The sequence below is a fragment of the Ruegeria sp. N11 genome, from assembly GCF_056531525.1.
Genome location: NZ_JBQFLX010000022.1, coordinates 52,733 through 74,788, shown reverse-complemented (window position 1 = coordinate 74,788; position 22,056 = coordinate 52,733). Strand labels below are relative to the sequence as shown.

15 protein-coding genes and 1 pseudogene are annotated in these 22,056 nt (G+C 57.7%); 7 read left to right on the top strand and 9 right to left on the bottom strand.

Features of this window, described 5'->3' with window-relative positions:
• The first annotated feature begins 1 nt into the window (after position 1).
• From ACR0J8_RS20075 to ACR0J8_RS20065, 3 genes and pseudogenes are all read left to right on the top strand, one after another.
• Entirely contained in the window at positions 2 to 1,633 is a 1,632-nt protein-coding gene (locus tag ACR0J8_RS20075; RefSeq protein ID WP_480891929.1) for a GMC oxidoreductase, read from the top strand.
• A complete protein-coding gene (locus tag ACR0J8_RS20070) occupies positions 1,630 to 1,824 on the top strand; it encodes a hypothetical protein (RefSeq protein ID WP_480891926.1) in 195 nt (64 codons plus the stop codon). Before ACR0J8_RS20075 ends, ACR0J8_RS20070 begins: the two co-directional genes overlap by 4 nt.
• Positions 1,825 to 2,298: 474 nt before the next feature.
• A pseudogene (locus ACR0J8_RS20065) lies at positions 2,299 to 2,655 on the top strand (formylglycine-generating enzyme family protein); the annotation flags it as partial.
• A gap of 13 nt (positions 2,656 to 2,668) precedes the next feature.
• Here the strand turns inward: ACR0J8_RS20065 and ACR0J8_RS20060 are convergent.
• The gene (locus tag ACR0J8_RS20060) at positions 2,669 to 3,814 is read right to left on the bottom strand and encodes a glycosyltransferase family 4 protein (RefSeq protein ID WP_480891923.1); all 1,146 of its coding nucleotides are present in this window, start codon (positions 3,812 to 3,814) and stop codon (positions 2,669 to 2,671) included.
• Positions 3,815 to 4,069: 255 nt separating this feature from the next.
• On the opposite strand from ACR0J8_RS20060, the gene ACR0J8_RS20055 reads away from it, so the two are divergent.
• Complete coding sequence (locus tag ACR0J8_RS20055) at positions 4,070 to 5,314, top strand: glycosyltransferase (protein WP_480891920.1); 1,245 nt, start codon at positions 4,070 to 4,072, stop codon at positions 5,312 to 5,314.
• A 42-nt stretch (positions 5,315 to 5,356) separates the two neighbouring features.
• Complete coding sequence (locus ACR0J8_RS20050; RefSeq protein WP_480891918.1) at positions 5,357 to 6,469, top strand: formylglycine-generating enzyme family protein; 1,113 nt, start codon at positions 5,357 to 5,359, stop codon at positions 6,467 to 6,469.
• A 13-nt stretch (positions 6,470 to 6,482) separates the two neighbouring features.
• On the opposite strand, the gene ACR0J8_RS20045 is transcribed toward ACR0J8_RS20050, so the two are convergent.
• The 8 genes from ACR0J8_RS20045 to ACR0J8_RS20010 all read right to left on the bottom strand — a co-directional run bounded on the left by ACR0J8_RS20045 (position 6,483) and on the right by ACR0J8_RS20010 (position 18,181).
• Positions 6,483 to 8,012 (bottom strand): GMC oxidoreductase, encoded by a 1,530-nt coding sequence (locus ACR0J8_RS20045; RefSeq protein WP_480891915.1) that lies wholly within the window; start codon positions 8,010 to 8,012, stop codon positions 6,483 to 6,485.
• On the bottom strand, positions 8,005 to 9,471 hold the full coding sequence (locus ACR0J8_RS20040) for a glycosyltransferase family 39 protein (RefSeq protein WP_480891912.1): 1,467 nt from the start codon (positions 9,469 to 9,471) through the stop codon (positions 8,005 to 8,007). The genes ACR0J8_RS20045 and ACR0J8_RS20040 overlap by 8 nt, the downstream gene beginning before the upstream one ends.
• 9 nt (positions 9,472 to 9,480) lie before the next feature.
• Positions 9,481 to 10,452, bottom strand: coding sequence for an NAD-dependent epimerase/dehydratase family protein (locus ACR0J8_RS20035; RefSeq protein ID WP_480891909.1), 972 nt, complete (start codon positions 10,450 to 10,452; stop codon positions 9,481 to 9,483).
• A 173-nt stretch (positions 10,453 to 10,625) separates the two neighbouring features.
• Positions 10,626 to 12,083: a lipopolysaccharide biosynthesis protein gene (locus ACR0J8_RS20030; RefSeq protein WP_480891906.1), complete on the bottom strand. Its 1,458-nt coding sequence runs from the start codon at positions 12,081 to 12,083 to the stop codon at positions 10,626 to 10,628.
• A gap of 60 nt (positions 12,084 to 12,143) precedes the next feature.
• Complete coding sequence (locus ACR0J8_RS20025; RefSeq protein ID WP_480891960.1) at positions 12,144 to 13,334, bottom strand: PepSY-associated TM helix domain-containing protein; 1,191 nt, start codon at positions 13,332 to 13,334, stop codon at positions 12,144 to 12,146.
• Positions 13,335 to 13,427: 93 nt separating this feature from the next.
• Positions 13,428 to 15,464, bottom strand: coding sequence for a B12-binding domain-containing radical SAM protein (locus tag ACR0J8_RS20020; protein WP_480891903.1), 2,037 nt, complete (start codon positions 15,462 to 15,464; stop codon positions 13,428 to 13,430).
• Positions 15,465 to 15,644: 180 nt separating this feature from the next.
• Complete coding sequence (locus ACR0J8_RS20015; protein ID WP_480891900.1) at positions 15,645 to 16,898, bottom strand: arylsulfotransferase family protein; 1,254 nt, start codon at positions 16,896 to 16,898, stop codon at positions 15,645 to 15,647.
• An 83-nt stretch (positions 16,899 to 16,981) separates the two neighbouring features.
• Positions 16,982 to 18,181, bottom strand: a complete 1,200-nt coding sequence (locus tag ACR0J8_RS20010; RefSeq protein ID WP_480891897.1) for an arylsulfotransferase family protein — start codon at positions 18,179 to 18,181, stop codon at positions 16,982 to 16,984.
• A 416-nt stretch (positions 18,182 to 18,597) separates the two neighbouring features.
• Between ACR0J8_RS20010 and ACR0J8_RS20005 the strand changes: the two genes are divergently transcribed.
• Both ACR0J8_RS20005 and ACR0J8_RS20000 read left to right on the top strand, forming a co-directional pair.
• Positions 18,598 to 19,569 (top strand): glycosyltransferase, encoded by a 972-nt coding sequence (locus tag ACR0J8_RS20005; protein ID WP_480891895.1) that lies wholly within the window; start codon positions 18,598 to 18,600, stop codon positions 19,567 to 19,569.
• The gene (locus tag ACR0J8_RS20000) at positions 19,566 to 21,611 is read left to right on the top strand and encodes a hypothetical protein (RefSeq protein ID WP_480891892.1); all 2,046 of its coding nucleotides are present in this window, start codon (positions 19,566 to 19,568) and stop codon (positions 21,609 to 21,611) included. Before ACR0J8_RS20005 ends, ACR0J8_RS20000 begins: the two co-directional genes overlap by 4 nt.
• The last annotated feature ends 445 nt before the right edge of the window (positions 21,612 to 22,056 follow it).

The following is a 22,056-nucleotide window of genomic DNA, read 5'->3' as shown; positions in this document are numbered from 1 at the left end:
GATGCAGGCAACCGGACCAGAATACGACGTCATCGTCATTGGCTCCGGCGCAGCCGGCGGATGGGTTGCGAAAGAAACAAGCGAGCGCGGCTGCCGGACATTGATGCTGGAGGCCGGGCGCGCGCTGGACCCTCAGGATGATTTTCCCGACAGCAACCATGCAGGCGGGTCCCGTGTCAGCATCCTCAGCCGTGTCATGGCGATCCTACGGGGGCAGCATGTGCAAGCGCGCTGCATGTCCTTCACGCCTCTGACCGGGCATCTGTTCGTCAATGACCGGCAGAACCCTTACACCACGTCGGGCGGGGCCCATTTCAACTGGTTCCGGTCCCGCCAGGTGGGCGGGCGGCTGCATCTGTGGGGGCGCAACGCACTGCGCATTTCGGATCACGAATTCAAGGCCGCCGAACAGGATGGGTTCGGCGACGGCTGGCCGATTTCCTATGCCGATCTCGATCCCTGGTATGGCCGGGTTGAACAGTTTCTGGGTGTAGCGGGCGAGGCGGCGCAGATCGAAAACCTGCCCGATGGCATCTATGATGCCCCACATCCGCTGACCAGGGCCGAACGCACGCTCTTGGACGAGCTGGCGCGGAAATGGCCGGATCGTCCCGCCACCACCTGCCGGATCATCCGCCACGTGCCCGCGCGGACACCTCTGCCCCTGACGGCGGCACAGGCGAGCGGGAATTTCGAGCTGCGCAGCGAGGCAGTGGTGTCAAAGATCGAAACCGACGCGCAAACGGGTCTGGCGACCGGCGTTCGCTATATCGACGCGGTTAGCGGGCAGGAACACACCGTGACGGCGCGAATGATCGCGGTCTGCGCCTCGACTATCGAATCCGTGCGGCTTTTGCTTAATTCCCGCGGGCCGCAGCACACGCAGGGCTTGGGCAATTCATCGGGCAATCTGGGGCATTACCTGTCAGATCACCTGATGGTCTTTCGCGCCGGAACCCTGCCCGAGGTTGAAGGGCTGGGCTCCGATCACGACCCCTACGATTTCGGCGCACAGTCCGGCATCTATATCCCTGGGTTCCGCAATCGTGGTGGGCGTAAGGATTGCGGATTTCTACGCAGCTATTCCCTTCTAGGATCCGTCGGACGGATTGAACCGGGGTGGTTTTTCATGGCGATCGGAGAGGTCCTGCCGCGTGCCGAAAACCGGATCGAGCTTGATCCGAACAAACGCGATGCGTGGGGCATTCCCGCGCCGAAGGTCACGCTGCGCCATTCCGACAATGAGCGCGCGATGGTGCAGGACATGAACGACACGCTGAAGGATGTCTCACAAACTTTCGGTCTGCCCGATGATCCGCTGGGGCGCGAAAGCCTGGTCTCGAAACTGGCGTATAAGTTGGCCGGACCGCTGGTCTATACCGCCGACGGGGCTTTGCAGCCGGGGTCGTCGATCCACGAAACCGGAGGGGCATGTATGGGCGATGACCCTACCCGGTATGTGCTAAACGGCGATCTGGAAGTCTATGACTGTCCTAATGTCCATGTAACGGATTCGGCGTCGTTTCCGACTAATCCGTTCCAGAACCCGGGCTTGACCATCATGGCCCTGTCAGCCCGTGCAGGGGCGCGGATCGCCGAGAAAGTCACTGCAGAACGGGAGCGCGACATATGACCAGTATTCAGGTGACCGAACCGCGCCGGGGAAAACTGTGTGGGCTTATTTGCATCGTGGCTTTTCTGCTTGTAGGTCTTGAGCTGCTGGCTGGGATAATGGTTCTGGTCGCGTGGACCGCCCGGAAGGACCTCGATACCGCCTTGGCTGCGGCACAAGGCCAGAGCGAACTGCCCTCTCCGCCAATTTAGGCGCTCCAAAAGGTTGCTCTTTTGGGAACATCACAGGTTTTGCCGCTGTGCTGGTCAGGTTGCCCAGAGGCGGGTGTTCAGCGATCGCACCGAAATGGCCGTGCTGCCGCCGGTTTACTTCCTGCTTGGCTCGCCTGTTTCCGAAGAAGATCGCCATCTGCATGTCTACAACCCCCCTTGATCTGGCAGCAGTTGAAATTTGCAAACCGCGAAGGACCCAGACGGCTGGTTCAGATTTCGCGCCATGTGGTCACCTTTGATCAGGGGCGGTAGACGCAGGCTGACCCGGATTGGCAGGCCATTACCGGACGTCCGTCATATATGCCCGATCCGGGCGCCAATCATCGGGATGACCAGCCCGCACTGCAGGTCGATTGGGAGGATACACAGGCATATGCCGCGTAACTCAGCGTAAGGACTGTGCAGATATATTGCCTGCCGATTGATGTGGAGTGGGAATAAGCGGCGCGGGTCGAAACCGTAACCCGTTATCCGTGGGGCAACGAGACCAGCCAGAACAACGGGGCCTGCATTGGATGCTCGGACCTATTGGCGGACATGCGGGTCAGCCCGGTAGGCCAATATCCGGCAAACGGGTTCGGCTTACATGACATGAGCGGAAACGGCCATGAATGGGTCGAGGATGTTTTTGAACCCTACCATGATGCGGTGAAAGTGACCGCCGCGCCGCATGTCCCTGACGAGAATTGTGAATTCCGCACCATTCGCGGCGGCGGCGCGCAGGATATTGCGCCAAGCGCGCGTTCCGGGTGGGCCCGCATTACTACAACCGGGGTGAGGGGTTCGCCATCCGTATGGTGCGCGAGATGACCCCACCTGCGAATTAGCGCCCGATCAGATCAAGATACGCCTGCTCGAACCTGCGATGTTGATAGTCGAGATCGAACTGATCCTCGCGACTGCGCACCAAAGCGGCGTGTGCCATCTCTGAATATTTCGGCTCGTCTTCCAGAATGCCTGTAATGGCCTCGCAGATTGCAGCCGTGTCTTCTATTGGGGCGATTGCTCCGACAGTATCGTCGATCAGCTCGAATACCCCGGAACAGGCGGTTGCAACGGCAGGTTTGCCAACCTGAAACGCCTCGGCGATGGCAATCGGTTTGGCCTCCCAGCGTGAGGTCAGCAAAAACAGGTCCGATGCCTGCAGATATAGATGCGGGCGTTCTGTCCGGCCCGCAAAAAACAAACGGTCATCCACTTGCTTTTTACGGGCCAGGTTGCGCAGCTTGTCTTCCTCGGAGCCGTCTCCGGCGATCACGAAGCGATAACCGGGGCGGTTCTGTTTCAATCTTGCGACGCAATCGATCAGGGTGTCGATGCCTTTCTGATGGGTCAGCCGCGCGATTGTGACGATCAGATGCGTGCCGTCCCCAAGAAGCTTGTTCCGAAGGGCAGCGATTTCTTCAGGGGCGTTCGCGGGCGGGGGATGCAGGCCAAGCCCGATGACGCGAATGTGCTCACGGGACACGCCGCCGAACTTTTCCAAGTCCCGAGCGGAATATTCGTTGGTGGTGAAGACCATGTCGCAATGGCGCGCGATTTTGCAGAACGACGGAATACGCTCGGGTGCCGCTCCGTGATAGGTGATGACAATAGGGGTCCCTATCCCGACCCGTGCAATCAAAGCGACCAGTGCCGGTGCCGATTCATGACAATGAATCAGATCGACGGGGTTTTGGGACAACCAGCGCCGCAGACGCCAGGCAGATTGCAGGGCATATCTGATACGCCGCAATGTTGATCCGCCATCTGCCGCAACATAGCGTGTCGGCAATTCCAGAAAGCCCGGGTTTTTACCTGGCCCGGCCCAGACATCGGGTGTGCCGGACAGAAATATTTCATGCCCGCGCCCGCGCAACCAGTCCCGCAGGTCCAGAACATGTCTCTGTATCCCGCCTGCGCCATAGCGCGTGGCTATTTCAAGAACACGCAGAGGGGGGGAGGGAACGGTCTCTGAACGGGAAGGCACGGTGAAGAAATGCTTTGTGTACAGGGTTTTGATTTGGGGAAAGCATAGTTAACCCCCGGCCGGTTTGCCAGCTTCCCAAACACAGCGGCAGTATTGCCGGCAAATTGCAACCATCGCGCAACACTGGTCGCGGGTCCTGTGCAACAGGCGCCTTAAAAGTGGTGCTTGCGTCTTTTCGCCGACACAATACTGTTGTCATATGCCCCGGATTTAACGGTTGGCTGTTTTGCGCGAATGAAGTCTTTACGCATTCTGATGTTCACCACATTTTACCCGCCCTTTTCCTTCGGTGGCGACGCCGTAGGTATTCAGCGCATGGCCCGGGCGCTGGTGGCGCGGGGGCACGATGTGACGGTGGTGCATGACGAAGACAGCTATCTGATCCTGGGCGGCAAGCTCCAGCCCGAAGGGCCACCTGACGGGGTGCGGCGGATCGGGTTGCGCAACCGCAATGGGATGATGTCGAACCTGCTGACCCAACAGCTGGGCCGCCCGGTGGTCCATGCCGCCCGTATCCGCGAGATACTGGCCGAGCGGCAGCCGGATATCATCTGGCACAACAACACCTCGCTGATCGGCGGACCCGGCCTGTTGCCGATGGGCGAGGGGCTGAAGGTTTATGAGGCGCATGAACATTGGCTGGTCTGCCCCACCCATGTTCTGTGGCGGCATGGGCGCGAGCTGTGCGAGGATCGCCAGTGCCTGCGCTGTGTGCTGAATTATAAACGCCCGCCGCAGCTGTGGCGGTATACCGGCGCGCTGGACCGGGCGCTGGATCATATGGATCTGATCATCGCCAAAAGCGAATTCAGCCAGACCAAGCATCGCGAATTCGGATTGCGTCAGGACATGCAGGTGCTGCCCTATTTCCTGCCCGATCTCGACCAGGACGCGCTGCCGGAACCGGCCACGCATGAGCGTCCCTATTTCCTGTTTGTCGGACGTTTGGAAAAGATCAAAGGGCTGCAGGACGTGTTCCCGGCCTTCGACCGCTACCCGGATGCCGACCTTCTGATATTGGGCGATGGCGACTACGCGGATGAGCTGAAAAAACAGGCTGCGGGCAATGACCGGATCAAATTCCTGGGCCGAAAGACGCCTGAGGAGCTCAATGCCTATTACCGCGGTGCCATTGGGCTGATCGTGCCGTCGGTTTGCTATGAAACCTTTGGCATCATCCTGATCGAAAGCTTCCGGTTGGGAACCCCGGTGATCGCCCGCCGCCTGGGGCCGTTCCCCGAGATCGTCGAACGGGCAGGGGGCGGATCGCTTTTCGAAACCCGGGACGATCTGATCGCCGCCATGCGCGCGTTGCAGCATCAGCCGGATCGCCGCGCGGCGCAGGCAGCCGCTGCACGCAAGGCTTTCGTGGACATCTGGCATGAAGCCCCGGTGCTTGAAGCCTATGGTGCAGCGCTGGCACGCGCGGCGCATGAGAATGGAAATCAGGCGCTGGCCCGTGCGCTGGAGGCGGGGGCCTTTGAAACCGGAACCGGATAGTCGGACAATTACAAAGTTGCCGGGCCGTAAGGGGGGATTTTTATGCAGCTCAATAACGCTTCGAACACTCGGGATGGCGGGTCCTGGCTTGGGCGTATCGTCCGATGGACGCTGCGGTTGTTTGGAACAATGCTGTTCGGGGTTCTGCTGATTGCACTGCTTGCGGTCGTCGTTGTTGCGACGGTCGTGATCGCCAATACGGCGGTGCGCGATCTCAATACCACCTTACGGAAAACCGAAGAGCACGAGGAACTGCCCGAGCCGGATCTGTCGGGGATCCAAAGCGCAGCCCTTTTCGCAACCGCCCAGTTTTTTCCTCTGCGCCAGCCCGGGGATGAGACGGTCGAACCGGGGCGTGTTTTCCGCGACTGTGCCGACTGCCCGGACATGGTCGAGATTCCCCGGGGTTACTTTCTGCTTGGCTCTCCGATTTTTGAGAAGGGGCGGTTTATGCATCTTTTTAGCTACCCGCCGCTTCGGCGCCAGTTGAAGCATGCCAACAGGGAAGGTCCGCGACGCCTTGCCCGAATCCCGCGCCCTCTGGCGTTTTCGCGCTATGAAATCACCTATGGGCAGTGGCTGCAGGCCCAGGCGGACCCGGACTGGCAGACGATCACCGGGCGCGAACCTTACTCTCCCGACCTGGGGGCGGATTATCGGCCCGATCAACCCATGACCATCGTCGACTGGAGCGATGCAAAGGCCTATGCCGCATATCTGAGCGCCAGAACCGGCCAGACCTATCGCCTGCCAACGGACGCGGAATGGGAATATGCCGCCCGAGCGGGCACAGTCACCCGGTTTCCATGGGGAAACGATATCGGCAAGAACAACGCCGCTTGCGTCAACTGCTCGTCCATATGGACCGAACGCGGGCCGGGTCCCGTTGGCCTTCATCCGCCAAACGGGTTTGGATTATATGACATGCACGGCAATGGGTTCGAATGGGTCGAGGACTGTTTCGAAGATTACCATGACCCCGTAAAGATCGACGGCTCTGCTTTTGTCGAGAACGAAGAGTGCGAGTTCCGGACAATTCGCGCAGGCGGTCCGGCGGTAGCGGCATGGCAGAACCGTTCTGCGTTTCGCGCCGGCCCGCATTACTATAACCGGGGTCATGGGCATGTGATCCGTCTGGTGCGGGAACTGGACTGACCGGGCCATGATCTCAGGGGACCAGTGTCCCGATGCGATGGGCGTTGGCCATGACCGAGAAGGTGATGGTTGTGGCCGGGATGCTGGGCAGGCTTGAGGCATCAACGACATGAACCCTGGACAACCCTTTGGGCCGCCCCAGAATATCCGCGTCCCCTGAGCCGGGATCAGATGACATCGGAACCGACCCGCCCACATGAAACCCCGAACCCGGCTCTCCAAGGCGGGCGGCTAAGGTCAGGGTCGAAAGCCCTGCTGTATTCAACGCTTTGGCCAGTCGAGACTTGACGGTAGCCATGATATGCCCGGTATCGGGGTTATGGACAATCGAAGGGGTCAGACGCCCGTCCGGCGCAAGCGACAGATCAATCCGCGCTGAATGCTCGGAATGCAAAAACACCTGTGCCACGATCAGCCGTTTCGCCAAGGCGCGCCACAGCGGGGCCGAGCCGGGCAGTTTGGACCCATAGGTGGAAATCAAATCATGCGCGTAGAATTCATTCCAGGTATAGATCTGCGCATGAATCAGACGCTGGGATATGCCCGGATCGGCAAGTTCCACAAAGGCCTGTGGCAGCGTGTGAAACGGCACTCGATCCGGCTGACGTGGCGCGCGCCATCGGTGCAGGCTGGGCAGAAAGAAGTGCTGGCTGTCCCTGAGGGTTAGAACCCGGCTGCGGCCGGAATCCGACGCTAAAATCAGCCGAGCCGTCTCCAGTACGCCTGCCGCGATAAAGAGGCGGTCGGCCTTTAGGGTTTCGCCGTCATCCAGTGTCAAGGTTACGCCGTCCGAAGTTTCCTCGAACCGGCGGGCAACACCGGACCGATGGCTGAAACCCGACCGATCGCGCAGATTGGCAAGCGTATGTCTGGCAGACCAAATATAGCCCCATGGACAGCCATGCAGACACTGGCCGCAATGTTTGCATGCTGGGTCTACCGCCAGCCGGGCGGTACCGGCGTGAACACCCAGCTTTACGAGGTCCGATTTTCTCTGATCCAGCTTCTCCAACAGCCGGGCAGCCTGAGGCGATGGAGGCAGCGCTGTTCGGCCCTGCATGGAAAAGACGGGTAGAACGGTTTCCAGATCGTCGCGCCGGCCGCTGACCGGCATGAACTCTGCCACGGCCTTGTAATGGTGGGCGAGATCGTCGGTGTTTATCGGCCAGTCCGAGATATCTTCGGCCCGGTTGGGCAGAACGGCTGACCCCCACAGATTTGACAGCCCGCCTTCGGCGCGCGAGGCCCGCAATCCGAACCCCTCTGCCTTGGTGAGGGTCTCTGAGGCAGGTTCCATCGCGAAGTCCGAGCCAAACCGGCGAATTTGTCGCGGCGGTGCACGGAACTGCGGGGCTTGCCAATTGGTGAGCATATCCTGTGACCACTCAGCCGGTGATATGCTGGCCATTTCTGCCCGGCGTGCGGCGGCCTGCCGATCCGGAACCTGCCCTCCATCCAGCATCAGCACCTGCCGACCCCGCGCCAGTAGGGCACTGGCGACCGAGACTCCGGACGGGCCGGACCCAATAACCAGATCAGTCATACCCGCGGCGTTTCAGAACAAGGATGTCTCCGTCCCCCAGAGTGCCGGAGAACCGATGGACCAGTTCAAAAACGGGCCCGATATCGTCTCGTAATGTCGGGATCATCCTGTGTGAGCGCGTCGGAAACGGTACAACGAGAACAACCGGCCCGGGATAGGCCAGCGCTTTGTCATAATCCTGCTGCGACATCAGATTGCCCCAGTCGGCTTTGAAAAAACCTGTAAACAAGGGGCCGCTATGGCCTACAGAGTAGACGCCTGTTTCGGCTGTCCTGATGCTTTCGGCCATTTTGTAGGCCCCCGCCATGTCTTGTTTGGGGGACGCATAGTTGCGCTGGATCAGGACGAGCGAAATCAGCACCATCACAGCGGATGTGGCAATGAATAGATACCGTCCAAGCTCGAGCCGCCCGATGATGCGGCCTGCAAAACCCGTGCAGGCAGAGACGCCAGCCACGATCAGGATTAGGATGAAGCCAATATCGGTGAAGAAAAATCGGGGCCAGATGCGCATGCCCAAAGCCAGCAGAAAAATCAGCAACAGTAGGATATGGGCCAGTACCATGGGGGCAAAAAGCGGTGCCCGCCAATGCATTGCCGCAGCCCCGATGCAGGACACCGTCACCATGGCCAATGCCATCAGCAAGGGCAGAACACCTGCGGCGCCGATCGCGGTCCGCACCCCTTCGAACACGGTCCAGATCGGGTTTTGATATTCTTGCATCAGATCAACTGCGGATGTCTTTGACACCGTTCTCACGGTGTTAAGAACATCCGGGATCACAGGTGCATAGAACGCGGCGAGCAGCAACAACCCGACAGCGGCGCCGATCAAGGGTGACAGAACCAGATCGCGGGGCAACTGCCCCTTCACGGCAAGCGTGATGACAAGGACAAGCCAGACGAGCCCTTGCGCGGCAAAGAAAAACGCTCCGGTCAGATGTGTAAAGACAGCTGCCGCCAGAACCAGGCCATAGGCGATCCATATACCGCGCTGTGGTGCGTTCACCCCGCGCAGGAAGAAAATCATGCCCAGGGTGCTCCAGAAGGCCAGTTCAGTATAGCCGCGGGCGTTCTGGGAAAACCAGACTTGATGATAGGACAGGGCAATCAACAGGGCCGAGACATGTGCCACGGCCACCCCGGCCACGTCCCGGGCAAGCCACCAGATGGCAAGGACGGTACCGGTTCCGAACAGCATGGCCGGAAGACGGTAGGCCCAGATCTGGTCGCCGAACAGAGATGCGGAAAGCTTGGATTGCAGGGTGAACAGATAGTGGTTGTTCATCGAATAACCCTGCATTATGTCGGCCCATGGGCCGCTCACATAGGACTGGATTGTGACGATCTCATCATACCACAGCGGCGCGTTAAGGCCGATCAGGCGCAACGTGACGGCCAGTGCCAGAATAGCCACCAGCCAGAAATAATCGACAGACCTGAACACACTGTGCTGCATGGCAGAGTTCTATGCTGTCATCGGAAGACGCATTTCACTGGCGATATCGTCAATGATCTGGCTCAGGGGCAGCATCGGGCGGAACCCGGTGATGCGTTCGAGTTTTGACACATCCGGCAGACGCCGTTGCATGTCCTCGAACCCTGCAGGGTAAACCTGATCATACGGCACCAGTTGTATGTCAGAGGCAGATCCAACCGCCTTGATGATCTGCTCGGCTAGACCTCGGATCGTGACTTCCTGATCTGTGCCGATATTGAAGACTTCGCCGCGGGCCGCAGGCGTGTTCATCAGCCGGCACATGGCCTCGACGACATCCGCCACATGTCCAAAGCAGCGCGACTGCTCACCTGTGCCGTGTACAATCAACGGGGCATTCTCAAGCGCGGATTTTACGAAGTTGGGCAGAACCATGCCATAGCGCGCGGTCTGGCGTGGCCCAGTGGTGTTAAAAAACCGCAAGATGGTGACGGGTAGGCCGGATTCGCGCGCATGGGCCAATGCCAGAAATTCGTCCAGAGTTTTGGCACAGGCATAAGACCACCGCAGGTTCCTGGTCGCCCCGATGGTTAGGTCATCGTTTTCCTGGAACGGAAATTTCGTCGTTTTCCCATAAACTTCCGAGCTAGACGCTATGAATGTATGCGCCCCTTTTCGCAAAGCTGCGTCCAGAACGTTTTCCGTACCAGCAACATTGGTCAGCATTGAACGGCTGGGCTCATCCATGATCAGTTTGACTCCGACGGCAGCGGCAAGATGGAACACCACATCGGCGGGTTCGACCAGCTTGGCGACCAGCGCGCGGTCCAGAATGCTGCCCTCGACGAAACGGAACGCGGGGTGATCCGCAATCGTCGCAAGGTTGGACATCTGCCCGGTGGAAAGATCATCCAGAACCGTGACCTTATGGCCATCCTGGATCAATCGTTCAGAAAGATGTGAGCCAATAAACCCGCCGCCGCCCGTGATCAGAATATGCATTTGTACTCGCCAGACCTACTCAGAGTAACCAATTGCCCCGCTTATAACACGTTGCATTGAGCGCATCTATATTCCCTGATCGCATGTAGCGACCGAATGGAATTTCGATCTGCATATTGTGATTTAGCGAGAAACAATAAGGGATGTTCCTGCACATTTTGCAGCGGCACACTTTATGAGGACTGTTCGGGGACTGGGGCCGCCGGGCGGATTAAAGAACGCAACAATTCCAGCCTGTCGCGCAGGCATAGAATTGCCAGCCCTGTAAACAGGATTAGGCCACATAAGGTGCCCGCTACAAGCACTATCAACTCAGAGGTTTCGGCCATTTGGCGGCTGGTAAGAAAAACGCCGACCGCCATGACGGCTGCCAGAAGAAACGGAGCGATGTGCAGGCGCACAAATGTGCCGGCCTTGAGGCCAGCAATGACGGCAAGGTTGCGAAACCGCAGGGGCCAAAGAATCAGAAACGCGGTCACAAAACCCGCCGCAATGGTCGGAAGCCCGAAGGGCACGGCAAGATAGATAAGGGCGATGCTCAACCCGACTTCGCACCAGGCCAGCAGAGCCAGAATGCCAACCCGGCCTGCTGCCAGACAATAGGTTTGCTGTACCTTCTCGATGCAGAGATACAGCCCGAAGACCGACAGAATGCTCAGCACAGGGGCCGCCGCAGCCCATTTCTGCCCGAACAGAACCGTCAGCGCCGGCTCGGCCAGAACGGCCAGACCGGCAAAGGCGGGAAAGACCACAAGCCCGGTCATGCGCATGATGTCCTGCAACAACGCAGCCGCGTTTGCGCCGTTGCGCATGACCTGGCTGAGGGCGGGATGCGCCACCATGCGCAACGGGGTGGTCACCAGAAAAGACGCAATCTCGACCACCCGCCAGGCGATTGAAAACAACCCCGCCTGTGTCGGGCCAAGCGTGGCCCCGATGATGACCGATGGCATCTGAACCGCGATCAGTTCCGCCGCGCGCAGGCCGATGATGCGGTGTCCGAAATGCAAAACCTCACCGATATGCGCAAAAGATACGCTGAGGCCCGGGCGCCACGAGACCGCCGCCCAGGCCATGATCGCGTTGACGCCAACTTGGGTGACGCGCTGCCCTGCAAGGCTCCAGACACCAAAGCCCGAAAGCGCCATGCCGATCCCGACCACCCCGCCTGCAATGACGCCACAAACCGCGCGCAGGGCCAGCGCGCGAAAGTGCATCTTGCGCCGCAGCAAGGCAACCGGAACCGCCGCTAGCGCGATCATGGGAACGGTTGGTGACAGGGCGACAATAAGCGGGGCGACCTGTGTTTCGCCATAAAATGTCGCGATCGGCCCTGACGTGGCAAACAGTAGGCCCGCCAACCCCACACCAAATGCCACCAGCAACCAGAACACTGAGTTGAGACGTTGGGGCGACAGCGCTTCATTCGTCAGCAAAATCTCAGCGACGGATTCCCGTACTAGGAATTCCAGCAGCAGGACAAAGGCCGCGCCCATTGCCAGAATACCGAATGTCTCGACCCCCAGAAGCCGGGCCAGCATTGCGAATATGACAAAGTTGATGGCTTGCTCAACCCAACCGCCAGCCGACATCCAGGCGACGCCCTTGGTGAATTTCCGTTCAAATGACATCGCTATCTAGTCGCTTCAACATAGATGACACTCCAATCCGGCTAAGCATCGGCGGCAGGATCACAACACGTAGTGATAGAGCGCGGCGGCAAAAATGCCCAACATCAAAAGGACATAAGCCCATCGGAACAGACCAAGCCCGGACCAAACCCGCCGTATCGTGCCGGTATTGTCCGGGGTGGGTCCCGCCTGACGGGCGGCAAAGGTCAACATACCACTTAAGGCCACACCAAACCCGGCCAGACCAAAGGCAACCCAGATCAGTTTAGAAAACAATCCTCCCCAGGTTCCGAAATGCAGCTTGTCGACCAACGTCTTAAAACGAGCAACGCCGGTATTGTCGGCAGGTGTCAACGTAACGATCACATCCATCGTGACCGGATCGATGACAACGCGGGCCGCCCCCATCAGAGCCGGCCCGCCATCCCATGAGCCGGAGAAGATGATCCCGTCGCGCGGTTTGCGGGGTGGCACCATGACAGAGGGATCGAAACCGGGCAGGGCGGTGCGGGCGATGGCCTCGGCTTGATCGATACGTACGCCACCGAACCCGGCGGGCAAAACCTCGGTGCGGTCCTGCGCGGGGCCGGGGGCGGCCGTGTGTCCGCTGATCCCTAAACCGCCCAGGAAAAACACAAAGCTGGTAATGGCGATCAGCAGCATCAGGATCGCGGACCAGACCGCTAGCAACCTATGCAATCCGCCAAAATATCCGCGCCTGCCTGACCGGTCGGATGGGGCGCGGAAGAATCCTTTCCAGAACCTTCTGTAACTGAGTAGGCCCGAGACAATCTGACCCAGCATCAAGATTGAGATCCCCGAAACCAGCAGATATCCAATGCGATGATCCAGCAGAAGGTTATCGTGCAGGTCCCTGAGCACCGAGCGGAAGCCGAACACACGAGTGGTCTCGACGACAGCGCCGCTTGTGGGGTCCGCCCAAACGACTTTTGCGCCCTGAGGAGTGCCGACATAGACCTTGTCGGCCAGCCATGCGCCGGGGTGCTTTTCGATCACGTTGATCGCTCGGACCTGTTCGATAGATTTGACCGTGTCGTAGATGGTGCCAAAGCTGGCCGTTCTGTCCTGATCCTGAACGGCGGTCCAGACATTGGGGAGGAAGATCAGCTCAAGTTCGCTGGCAATGACAAGAACGGACCCGGTCAGAAACAGGAATGCCATGAACAGCGATAAGTGCAAACCCAGCCATGTATGAACTGTGAATGTCAAATTGCGAAACTGACGACCCATACGCGCAAAAACCCTTGTAAGAGGGAACAAAATCCGACCTGTTCCGGTAGTTGTCAACCAACCAGAAAGGCTGGCGCGGGTTTTTACTTCTGATCATTCAGCGGCGTGGCTCTGGCTGGCGGTATCAAGCTTGCGCCGGAAATCATTGGCAAACATCGTCCGCGTAAACCGGCCCAGCCCCGATGCGTGCTCACCAAAGGTTTCGATCCGCGACAAGAGCGTTGCCTTGATGCGCGTATCGACCTTGGTCTGGAAGTCGCGGGGGGCATCGAACCTGTAATCACTCAGCGATCCGGCATAATCATCGGCCCGCCAGGATTCGACGTCGAATTGCGAAGTCCAGACCGGTTCGCGTTCCAGATTGTCGGTGAAGGGCACATGCAGCATCACCGCGTCATAATAACTGATGATCGAATCCAGCATGGCCTGCGCATTTTGATTGCCCGGCCCCAGAAGATCTGAAATGGAGCGTTTCAAAAAGCCGATCGCTTCATTGAGAACAATGAACCGACCGATCATCGAATATTTGCTGAGCAGGTTGCCACCTAGTTCCCCGCTGATCAGATCGTCGTAGTTTTCCTTGGCCCAAGTAACGCAGTCGGCGCGGGTTTCAAACAGCTCGGCCTGGTTCTCTTCCAGATAGCCCGCGACCGCATCGCGCAGTTCCTGCGGCGCTTCGCCGAGGATTTCCTGCATATATTTGACGACCTGAAATGGTCGGATGCCGTTGGCCTTGGCCAGCCGAAAGGCTTCGTCGAAATTGTCCTCATAGTAGAAAATCGTCAGCAGTAGGTGAAAAACCCGCGTATCCAGGTAGTCCTGGAACGAGAAATGTTCCGACTCCACCACCATCTCTTCGGTCTCGACCACTGTATCAGCGGTATATTTGCCTAAACAGCGTGCCACCACACGGTGACGAGTCTTGAAACCGAATTTCTCGCGGCTGTCCGGGTTGGCCAGCGGGGCACCATGCAGCAGCATCAGCTGATGCGCGGCCACCCGGCTGACACCGGTTTCGATCAGCTGATCCACCGCGTCCATAAAGGATTCCCGGGTCTCGCCCGGCATGCACAGGATCAGTTCGCCATAGGATTGCATACCGTTGGCGTGCAGTTCCTGCTGCACCTCGGTATAGGTATCCAGGCTGATGTTGTCGCGCTTGATGTTCTTCAGAACCTCCGGATTCAGGGATTGCACCGACGAGGTCATCGGCAAGCGGCCCTTGGCCTTGCGCATCACCTTGATGATCCGGTCACCCCGGTTCTTGCCCGTGGTCGTGCGGATGTATTTGGGCCAGTCGTATTTCTCCATCAGATGGCCCAGATAATCGGCCACCTCTTCATCCTGCAGGTACATGCCGAAATTGTCGTCGGCAAAACAAAGCGGGCTGGCATGGTTGATGCGGGCCACGATGTAATCCAGATCGGCTTTGGTCCGCTCGAACGAATGACGGAACACTTTCGAGTTCGATTTGACCGCCGAATTGCAGAACGCGCAGGTAAACGGGCAGCCCCGCGCCAGTTGCATCAGCGCAAACAGGCCGGTGTCAAAGAACTTGTCCATCAGCCCGGCAAGATAGGGCGAGGGGATTTCGTCCAGATCGCGGATGCGGGGCGGTTCGCCGCCGCGCAGGATTTCTCCGGTGTTGGGATGTACGTAAAGCGCGCCGTCGACCGCTTCTTCCCACATGCCTTCGCGGCGACCGCCGACATCGATGAAACGTTGCAGCGTGCTCAGGAAAGCGCGCTCGCCTTCATAGGTCGGGCCGCGCACATGCATGTCGATCTGCGGCATGGTCCGGATCCAGCTTTCCTGCTCTTCCTCGGTCAGCGGAAAGTTGGGTCCGCCCATCAGGGTCAGGATGCCGGGATCGACCGCTTTCACATAGTCGGCGAAGGACAGGGCCAGATGGTGGTTCCAGGAGTAACTGGAAAAGCCGACCACGTCCGGGGTGGCCGTGTCGATCGCGGCTTTCAGCTCTTGCGGATCGCGGAAGATTTCTGCCTGAACAGGTGTTTTCGATTTGGCATAAGCGCTGGCATATGTAGCCAGATTACCGACGCCCAACGGATAGGTGTCCGACGTGGCGGTCACAAGGTTGTGGCCCAAATCGGCTAGATAAATACGCATCAAAAAAACCCTTATATCGCTAACCCAATTAACCGGATACGGCGTAACGCAGGCAGATTGGAGAAGGCTATTGTATGAAGCAGCCCTCTGTCCAATTTCCCTGACCATATCTTATGACATCTGCACAAAGTATAGAATACTTCCACTTTGTTTCTACATTTGCCTCAATAGAAGATCCGTTTAACGTGCGCAGTGTGGCATCGTCTCGAAATAGTCTGGGGGCAGGATTTCTGCATGCGTGATGACCTTGTTGTAGGTTTCGTCGAGGTAGTTGTTGAACTCACGAACGGGCTCACCGGTCGCGGTGACTTCTATGACGCGGCCTTCCATCGGTGACACGATTAACCAGTTGCCGTTCGACAGACGGTGATGCTGACCCATGATGAACGAATCGAATTTGAAACCTGTTCCATGGAACAGGTCGCGGGTTTCGCCTGTCAGCGGATTGACTTCGACGATAGTGGTCCGGAACCTTTGGATGTTATTTGAATAGACAGTGATGGTGCCGTCCGGCTGCCAGTCTGCGTCATGCTGATCGCGCCATGGCCCGTAGCGTGCCCATATGATCTCATGTGTTTCCCTGTCGATCACGGCGACGAGGTCGATATTTCTGAGGCTGATCAGGAGGTCTCCGGCCTCGAACATGGGAAAAGCGTCAGCCCAGGCCGCGGGCAGAGGCTCAACATCATTGGGATGCAGGATATCTTCGATTGTTTCCGGTGCAGCCTCGCGTTCAAATTGAAAACCTTCGGGGACAATCAGGGCAAGCCAGTGGTCCGGCCGGTCCGACATGACGTCGCTGATCAGGTCAATCGCTTCCAGCGTCTCACCTGTTTTGGTGTCGAACCGGAACATACGCTGATCGTGTCCGCCGTCCCAAACTTTCGATTGCCAGGTCCAATATCCTTCACCTGGCTCATCTGGGCGCATAGAGTGGTGATACACCTGATCGTCACGGGTCCATATCGGATCGCCGCATGCGTCGATCCGGCCCATGCCGGCCACGTCATCAAAGGTGGTCAGAACCGATCCGTCAGGAAGCACTGCAGTTGCATGAACGAAGGCGTTTTTTTCACCGCTTTCGACAATATGCGAATGATCAACGGGCCATGTGTGGAGGATTTCTCCCTCTGTGTTCATCAGGTCAACGAGGTAGCCGTGGTCATCCGTGGAAATTCGGGTGACGGCCAGGTAGCCGGGGGCCACTTTGTCTGGTTCGGTTACGACATAGCGCGTGTCTGCCGCCCAACCCGGGCGCTTGCGGAACGAACCTTCGGGCAGGACTTCGCCGGTGGCTTTCACCGATCGCCAGATATTACGGGCTTCGATAAGTTTATGATAAGGTGCCCAGCCTTTGTGCGTCGTCCACATGCCGAGCGCAAAGACAAACAAGAGAAGTAACAGACAGCCCGACAGGATCGACACGTATTTCATGATAACCTCTTAATTGGTTGCAAGTACTTGTTTGCGGGACGCCTATCGGGCGCAGTGCGACATTGTTTCAAAATAATAGGGGGCTAGTCTCTCGGCATGCGAGACGATCCCGTTGTAGTTCTCATCAAGGTAGTTGTTGAATTCCCGCACTGGCGCGCCCGTGCGATGATTTCGATCACTCGGCCCTCCATTGAGGATACGATCAGCCAGTTCCCGTTGGGAAGGCGTTGATGCTGCTCTTTGATGAAGGAAGCGAACTTGAGGCCGGACCCATGTAACAGATCGTGGGTCTGTTCGGGGTCGATTTCGATAATGTTGATGCGGCCCCAGCCGTTTTTTTTTGAGAAAAAAGTGATCGTCCCGTTACTGTGCCAGTCGGCATCATGCTGGTTGTGCCAGGGGCCGTAGCGCGTCCAGACGATCTTGTGTGTCTGCCAGTAAATCAGGGCGACCAAGTTGATGTTTCTGAAGCTGATCAGCAGATCGCCGGTTCTGAACATGGGAATGGCTGGGGCCAGCGCAGCGGGCAAGGGCTCGACGTCATCGGGATGCAGGATGTCCTTGACTGCGTATTCCTTGGTGTCGCGGTTGAACTGAGAGTCTCCGGGCACGAGCAGCAAGAGCCACTGTTCCGGCTGATCCGGCTTGGCGTCGCTGAAAAGATTAATCGATTCCAGCGTTTCACCCGCTTCGACATCAAATCGCAACATGAACTGGTCGTGACCGCCGGTCCAGATTTTCGATTGCCAAGTCCAATAGCCCCTGCCGGCCTCGTCCGGGTGCAGCGAGTGGTGATAAAGCTGATAGTCACGGGGCCAGACCGGGTTTCCGCAGGCATTGATCCGGTCCATGCCAATCGCTTCGTTGAAGGGTGTCAGAAGCGGCCCGTCAGGCAACTCGGCGGTGGTGTGGACAAATGAGCTGTTTTCGCTGTCTTTGATCATTCGCGAGTGATCTACCGGCCAAGAATGGAGGAGTTCTCCGGTCTCACCCAGTAGTTCCACGACATAGCTGTGGTCCTGCGTGTGCGTCCGGGTGGCAGTCAGATATCCGGGGGAGGCTTTATCCGGGGCAGTCAAATCACAGCGCGTATCGGCCGTCCAGTCCGGGCGTTTGCGAAACGATCCCGTAGGCAGGATCATTCCCGTGGCGTTCACCGACCGCCAGATGTTGCGCGCATCCATTAACGCTTGATAGGGGTTCCAGTCCTTATGGGTGGTCCACATGCTCAAGGCGAACAGTAAAAGTAGCAGGCAGCCCGAAAGAATGGATCCATATTTCATAACAACCCCTGAACTGGTTAAAAACGGCGGTCTGGGTCATCTGGGCACTCAAATCAGCGCAGAATGTTGAAACAAGGTTATGCGTTGCGCAAAGCCAATAGGGTGTTGCTTTATCGTTATCGGTGAAGGGGTTCGCAGTCAAATGTTCGCGTTTCAGAATGTTAAAACAGGTAACGTCCGATCTTGAAATCATGTAATAGTGCCAACAATGCGGGCGAAAACTAAAGACTGTCCAGAAAACAGGATCGCTCAAGACGCCATGCCCAGGTGGAAACGGCGTAAAAGCCGCACCATATGATCAAAGCGGGGGATGGCGCCATGCAAATGCTTCCGCGACAAAAGGGATTCAGTTACATTGCTGGCAGACTGTCAGAACTTCCTTTGAGTGTGTCCCTAGTTCCCTTCCAGATTGTGCCATGAAAACCATTTCCGTCGTATCGCCGTGCTATAATGAAGAAGACAATGTCGCTGTCTGTTACGACACGGTGAAGGCTCTCTTCGAAAATGAACTGCCTGATTACACCTACGAACATATTTTCATCGACAACGCGTCGAGCGACGGTACCGTCGAGGTTCTGCGCGGGATCGCCGAACAAGATTTGAACGTCAAAGTTATCGTCAATGCCCGCAACTTTGGCGTGTTCCGGTCCACCTTTAACGGGCTGCGTTATGCTACGGGTGATGCCATCGTGGTTCTGCTGCCCGTGGATTTGCAGGACCCGCCTGAGATGATCCCCGAATTCGTCAAGCTCTGGGAAAACGGTTACGATGTGGTGGCCGGAGCCCGGAACACGCGCGAGGAAGGTTTTTTCTTCAGAACCGCGCGCCAGCTTTTTTACCGCACCATCAACCGCCTGTCGGATGTCGAGATGGAGCCAAATGTCGGAGAATTCCAACTGGTCGACCGGCGCGTTCTGGATGCGGTGCTGGCGCATAACGATCACTACCCATATATCCGCGGGATTATCGCATCCTGCGGGTTTAGCCGGGTCATCGTGCCTTATACGTGGAAGGCACGGAAACGCGGTTTGTCCAAGCACAACGTGGGGGCGCTGACGGATCAGGCACTGAATGCCATCTTTGCCTTCACCCGGGCGCCGATGCGGTTCTGTACTCTCAGCGGACTGGTGATCGCCATCGCCTGCATCCTGTTTTCGATCTTTTCGGTGATTGCGTATCTGATCTTTCCCGATCAGGCGCCACGTGGCACCATGACCATCATCGTATCCCTGTTTTTCCTGTCGGGTGTGCAGCTTTTGTTTATTGGGATGCTGGGGGAATATATCACCTCGATCCATAACCAGGTGCGCGGCGGTCCGATCGTGATTGAACAGGAAAAGATCAATATCGAACCGTCCGCCATATCCGAAGCCAAATCCACGGCATGAGCGACATGTCCTTTCTGCGCCTGTTGACGCTGATCACTGGTTTTGTCTTATGCGCTGGCGGGACTGCCGATGCGGCCATCACAATGCAAACCAACGCCACACAGAGCGAGATGTTTGTCTGGATGGGGATCATGGCGGGCATCAGTGTGTTGATTTTCGCTAGGTTTGCCCAGCAGGGCTACGCGCTGTTTGCCGCTTTGGCGGCTCTATTCCTGCTGGGCAGTGCCGCGCGTTTGTGGATGACACAGCCGTTGTGGTTTCCAAAGCTGGACCTGTCCACCGAGATTACAACACTTGTGATGCTGGGCATTCTGGCGGGGCAAGCGATGCTGACCGGCTATGTTCTCGTCACCCGTTGGTCTGCTCAGGCGACCCAGGGCTTGAGGGATTTCGGATATGGCCGGATTCTGATCCTGCTTCTGTTGGTGACAGTTTTTTCCGTCTCGCCCACCAATTACATCGTCTACGGTCACTACATCCCTTATCTCCAGCAAAATATCGCGGGCGGGATGATATCCGTCATGCAGTTGGCAACTGTGCTGGCTATGTTCTTTGTTGCAGGACCACTGCACGCGCCCCGGCTGACCCCATTGGGGCTTGCGGTTTTTGCCTTTGTGGCTAGCGCGCTTCTGGCCTGGTTTGCCTTTGATCGCATGCCGCATGTCGAGGATGAGGTCGCCTATCTGTTTCAGGCCCGGACATTTGCTGGCGGTATGCTGACCGTTCCTGCCCCCCCGCCCGAGTCGCAGCCGGCACTGGAATATTACCTGTTCGACATCCGTGGCGACCGCTGGTTGTCGGTGACCGCGCCGGGTTGGCCGGGCATTCTCAGCCTTGGTGTTCTGATCGGGTTGCCTTGGATCGTGAACCCGGCCCTGACAGGTGCTTCAGTCTGGCTGGCTTATGGGATCTTGCGCCAGAAAATTGGGCCAGCGCGCGCCGATATCGTCGGGCTGTTGATGGCGACCTCACCCTGGGTTCTGGCCATCGGCGCGTCGATGATGACCCACGCTGCGGCGTTGTTTCTGACCTTGCTGGGGTGGTGGCTTTTGCTGCAACCCGCCGCACCCAGATCCGAGCGTGGTGTCGCTCTGGCCTTTTGTGCGGGTCTTACAATGGGCTGGCTATTCACCACGCGTCCGCTGGAGGGCATTCTGATTGGCGGTCTGACAGGGACCTGGCTGCTGTGTGATTTCCGGCGCAACATTCCCCGCACCATTCTTTATGGTCTCGGTTGCATTATGACAGGTTCCGCATTTTTGCTGTTCAACTATGCGACGACGGGTGATCTGCTGCTGACGCCTCAGGCCGACTATATCAACCGGCTCTGGCCCGGAGCGGGAAATACGTTCGGGTTTGGTCCCGATATCGGCCCTCCAGCCGGAGACTGGCTGGCGCTGGATGTCTGGGCCGGGCACAGCCCGGCCGAAGGCCTGCTGAACACACTCAACGGGTTTGCGTTCATGAATTTCGAACTCATGGGCTGGACCTTTGGATCGCTGACCGCCCTGTGGGCCGCGTTGCTGTGGTCGCGGCGTCTGACGGGCTTTGACAAGGCCATGCTGATCCTGATGGTCGCCGTTGTCGGGATCATGTTCTTTTATTGGTATACCGGCACGTTCTTCATTGGTCCGCGGTATTGGTATGTGGCGGCGTTGCCCTTCCTGACCTTGTCTGCAGCGGGCCTTCTGGAGGTCAAGAGTCGGTTATCCGAGGTTGCGCAAAAGCGATTCCCGGTTGTGTTGCTTTTGTTGTGCAGTGTGTCTCTGGCTGCCTTCACATCTTGGCGGGGCATCGCAAAATACCATGACTACCTTGGGTATACCTCGGAAATTCGGGATCTTGAGGCGCGTGAAAACCTGACTAATGCTTTGGTGATCGTCTCGACCACCGGCGATATCGGTCTGGCGTTCTATCGGCTTGACCCGTTCCTGTCCGCAGACCGACCAATCTATGCCCGTGATCTGGGCCCCGAGGCCAATCAGGCCACGATTGCCGCCTTTCCCGGGCGCGATGTGGTCTATGTAAGCGTTGATAAATAGGGGTCTGCTCCGGTAGGGGCAAGATCGTTTTAAGGAACATGAGCAAGAACACGAGCGCGAGATTCACAGGCTGATAGACGGTGATTCAGACTTCAGTCACTGAATTGCCGTCCTTCTTGGACGGGATTGAGGCCACTTGTTTAGATATTTTCGGAACACTGATGGAGATTACCGAGCAACCAGGTGCGGTCCGGCATTGTTACAAGGGTGTTCAGCCCGAAAAATTGAGTTGAAACACCCATCGGTTGATACGGGAGCCGCGATCCATATCCGACTGGATGGAGTTGTACGGGTGTAAGCTGATCCGGTGACAGCGCTGGATATTCATGCGCGGGTGCTGGGTGAGTTGTCATCCGCCGCCTTTCGTCTTGGCATGGCTGACATCTGGACCGGGTTGCGGTCCGTTCCAATCTGGTTAGCTCTTTGGGGTTGACATCGCGTCAAA

Excerpts from the sequence above, each read along its gene's own strand:
- ACR0J8_RS20005 (WP_480891895.1), top strand. The coding sequence starts at position 18,598 with ATGAAAACCATTTCCGTCGTATCGCCGTGCTATAATGAAGAAGACAAT.
- ACR0J8_RS20025 (WP_480891960.1), bottom strand. The coding sequence starts at position 13,334 with ATGGGTCGTCAGTTTCGCAATTTGACATTCACAGTTCATACATGGCTG.
- ACR0J8_RS20000 (WP_480891892.1), top strand. The coding sequence starts at position 19,566 with ATGAGCGACATGTCCTTTCTGCGCCTGTTGACGCTGATCACTGGTTTT.
- ACR0J8_RS20070 (WP_480891926.1), top strand. The coding sequence starts at position 1,630 with ATGACCAGTATTCAGGTGACCGAACCGCGCCGGGGAAAACTGTGTGGG.
- ACR0J8_RS20030 (WP_480891906.1), bottom strand. The coding sequence starts at position 12,083 with ATGTCATTTGAACGGAAATTCACCAAGGGCGTCGCCTGGATGTCGGCT.
- ACR0J8_RS20035 (WP_480891909.1), bottom strand. The coding sequence starts at position 10,452 with ATGCATATTCTGATCACGGGCGGCGGCGGGTTTATTGGCTCACATCTT.
- ACR0J8_RS20050 (WP_480891918.1), top strand. The coding sequence starts at position 5,357 with ATGCAGCTCAATAACGCTTCGAACACTCGGGATGGCGGGTCCTGGCTT.
- ACR0J8_RS20055 (WP_480891920.1), top strand. The coding sequence starts at position 4,070 with ATGTTCACCACATTTTACCCGCCCTTTTCCTTCGGTGGCGACGCCGTA.
- ACR0J8_RS20020 (WP_480891903.1), bottom strand. The coding sequence starts at position 15,464 with ATGCGTATTTATCTAGCCGATTTGGGCCACAACCTTGTGACCGCCACG.
- ACR0J8_RS20010 (WP_480891897.1), bottom strand. The coding sequence starts at position 18,181 with ATGAAATATGGATCCATTCTTTCGGGCTGCCTGCTACTTTTACTGTTC.
- ACR0J8_RS20045 (WP_480891915.1), bottom strand. The coding sequence starts at position 8,012 with ATGACTGATCTGGTTATTGGGTCCGGCCCGTCCGGAGTCTCGGTCGCC.
- ACR0J8_RS20075 (WP_480891929.1), top strand. The coding sequence starts at position 2 with ATGCAGGCAACCGGACCAGAATACGACGTCATCGTCATTGGCTCCGGC.
- ACR0J8_RS20015 (WP_480891900.1), bottom strand. The coding sequence starts at position 16,898 with ATGAAATACGTGTCGATCCTGTCGGGCTGTCTGTTACTTCTCTTGTTT.
- ACR0J8_RS20040 (WP_480891912.1), bottom strand. The coding sequence starts at position 9,471 with ATGCAGCACAGTGTGTTCAGGTCTGTCGATTATTTCTGGCTGGTGGCT.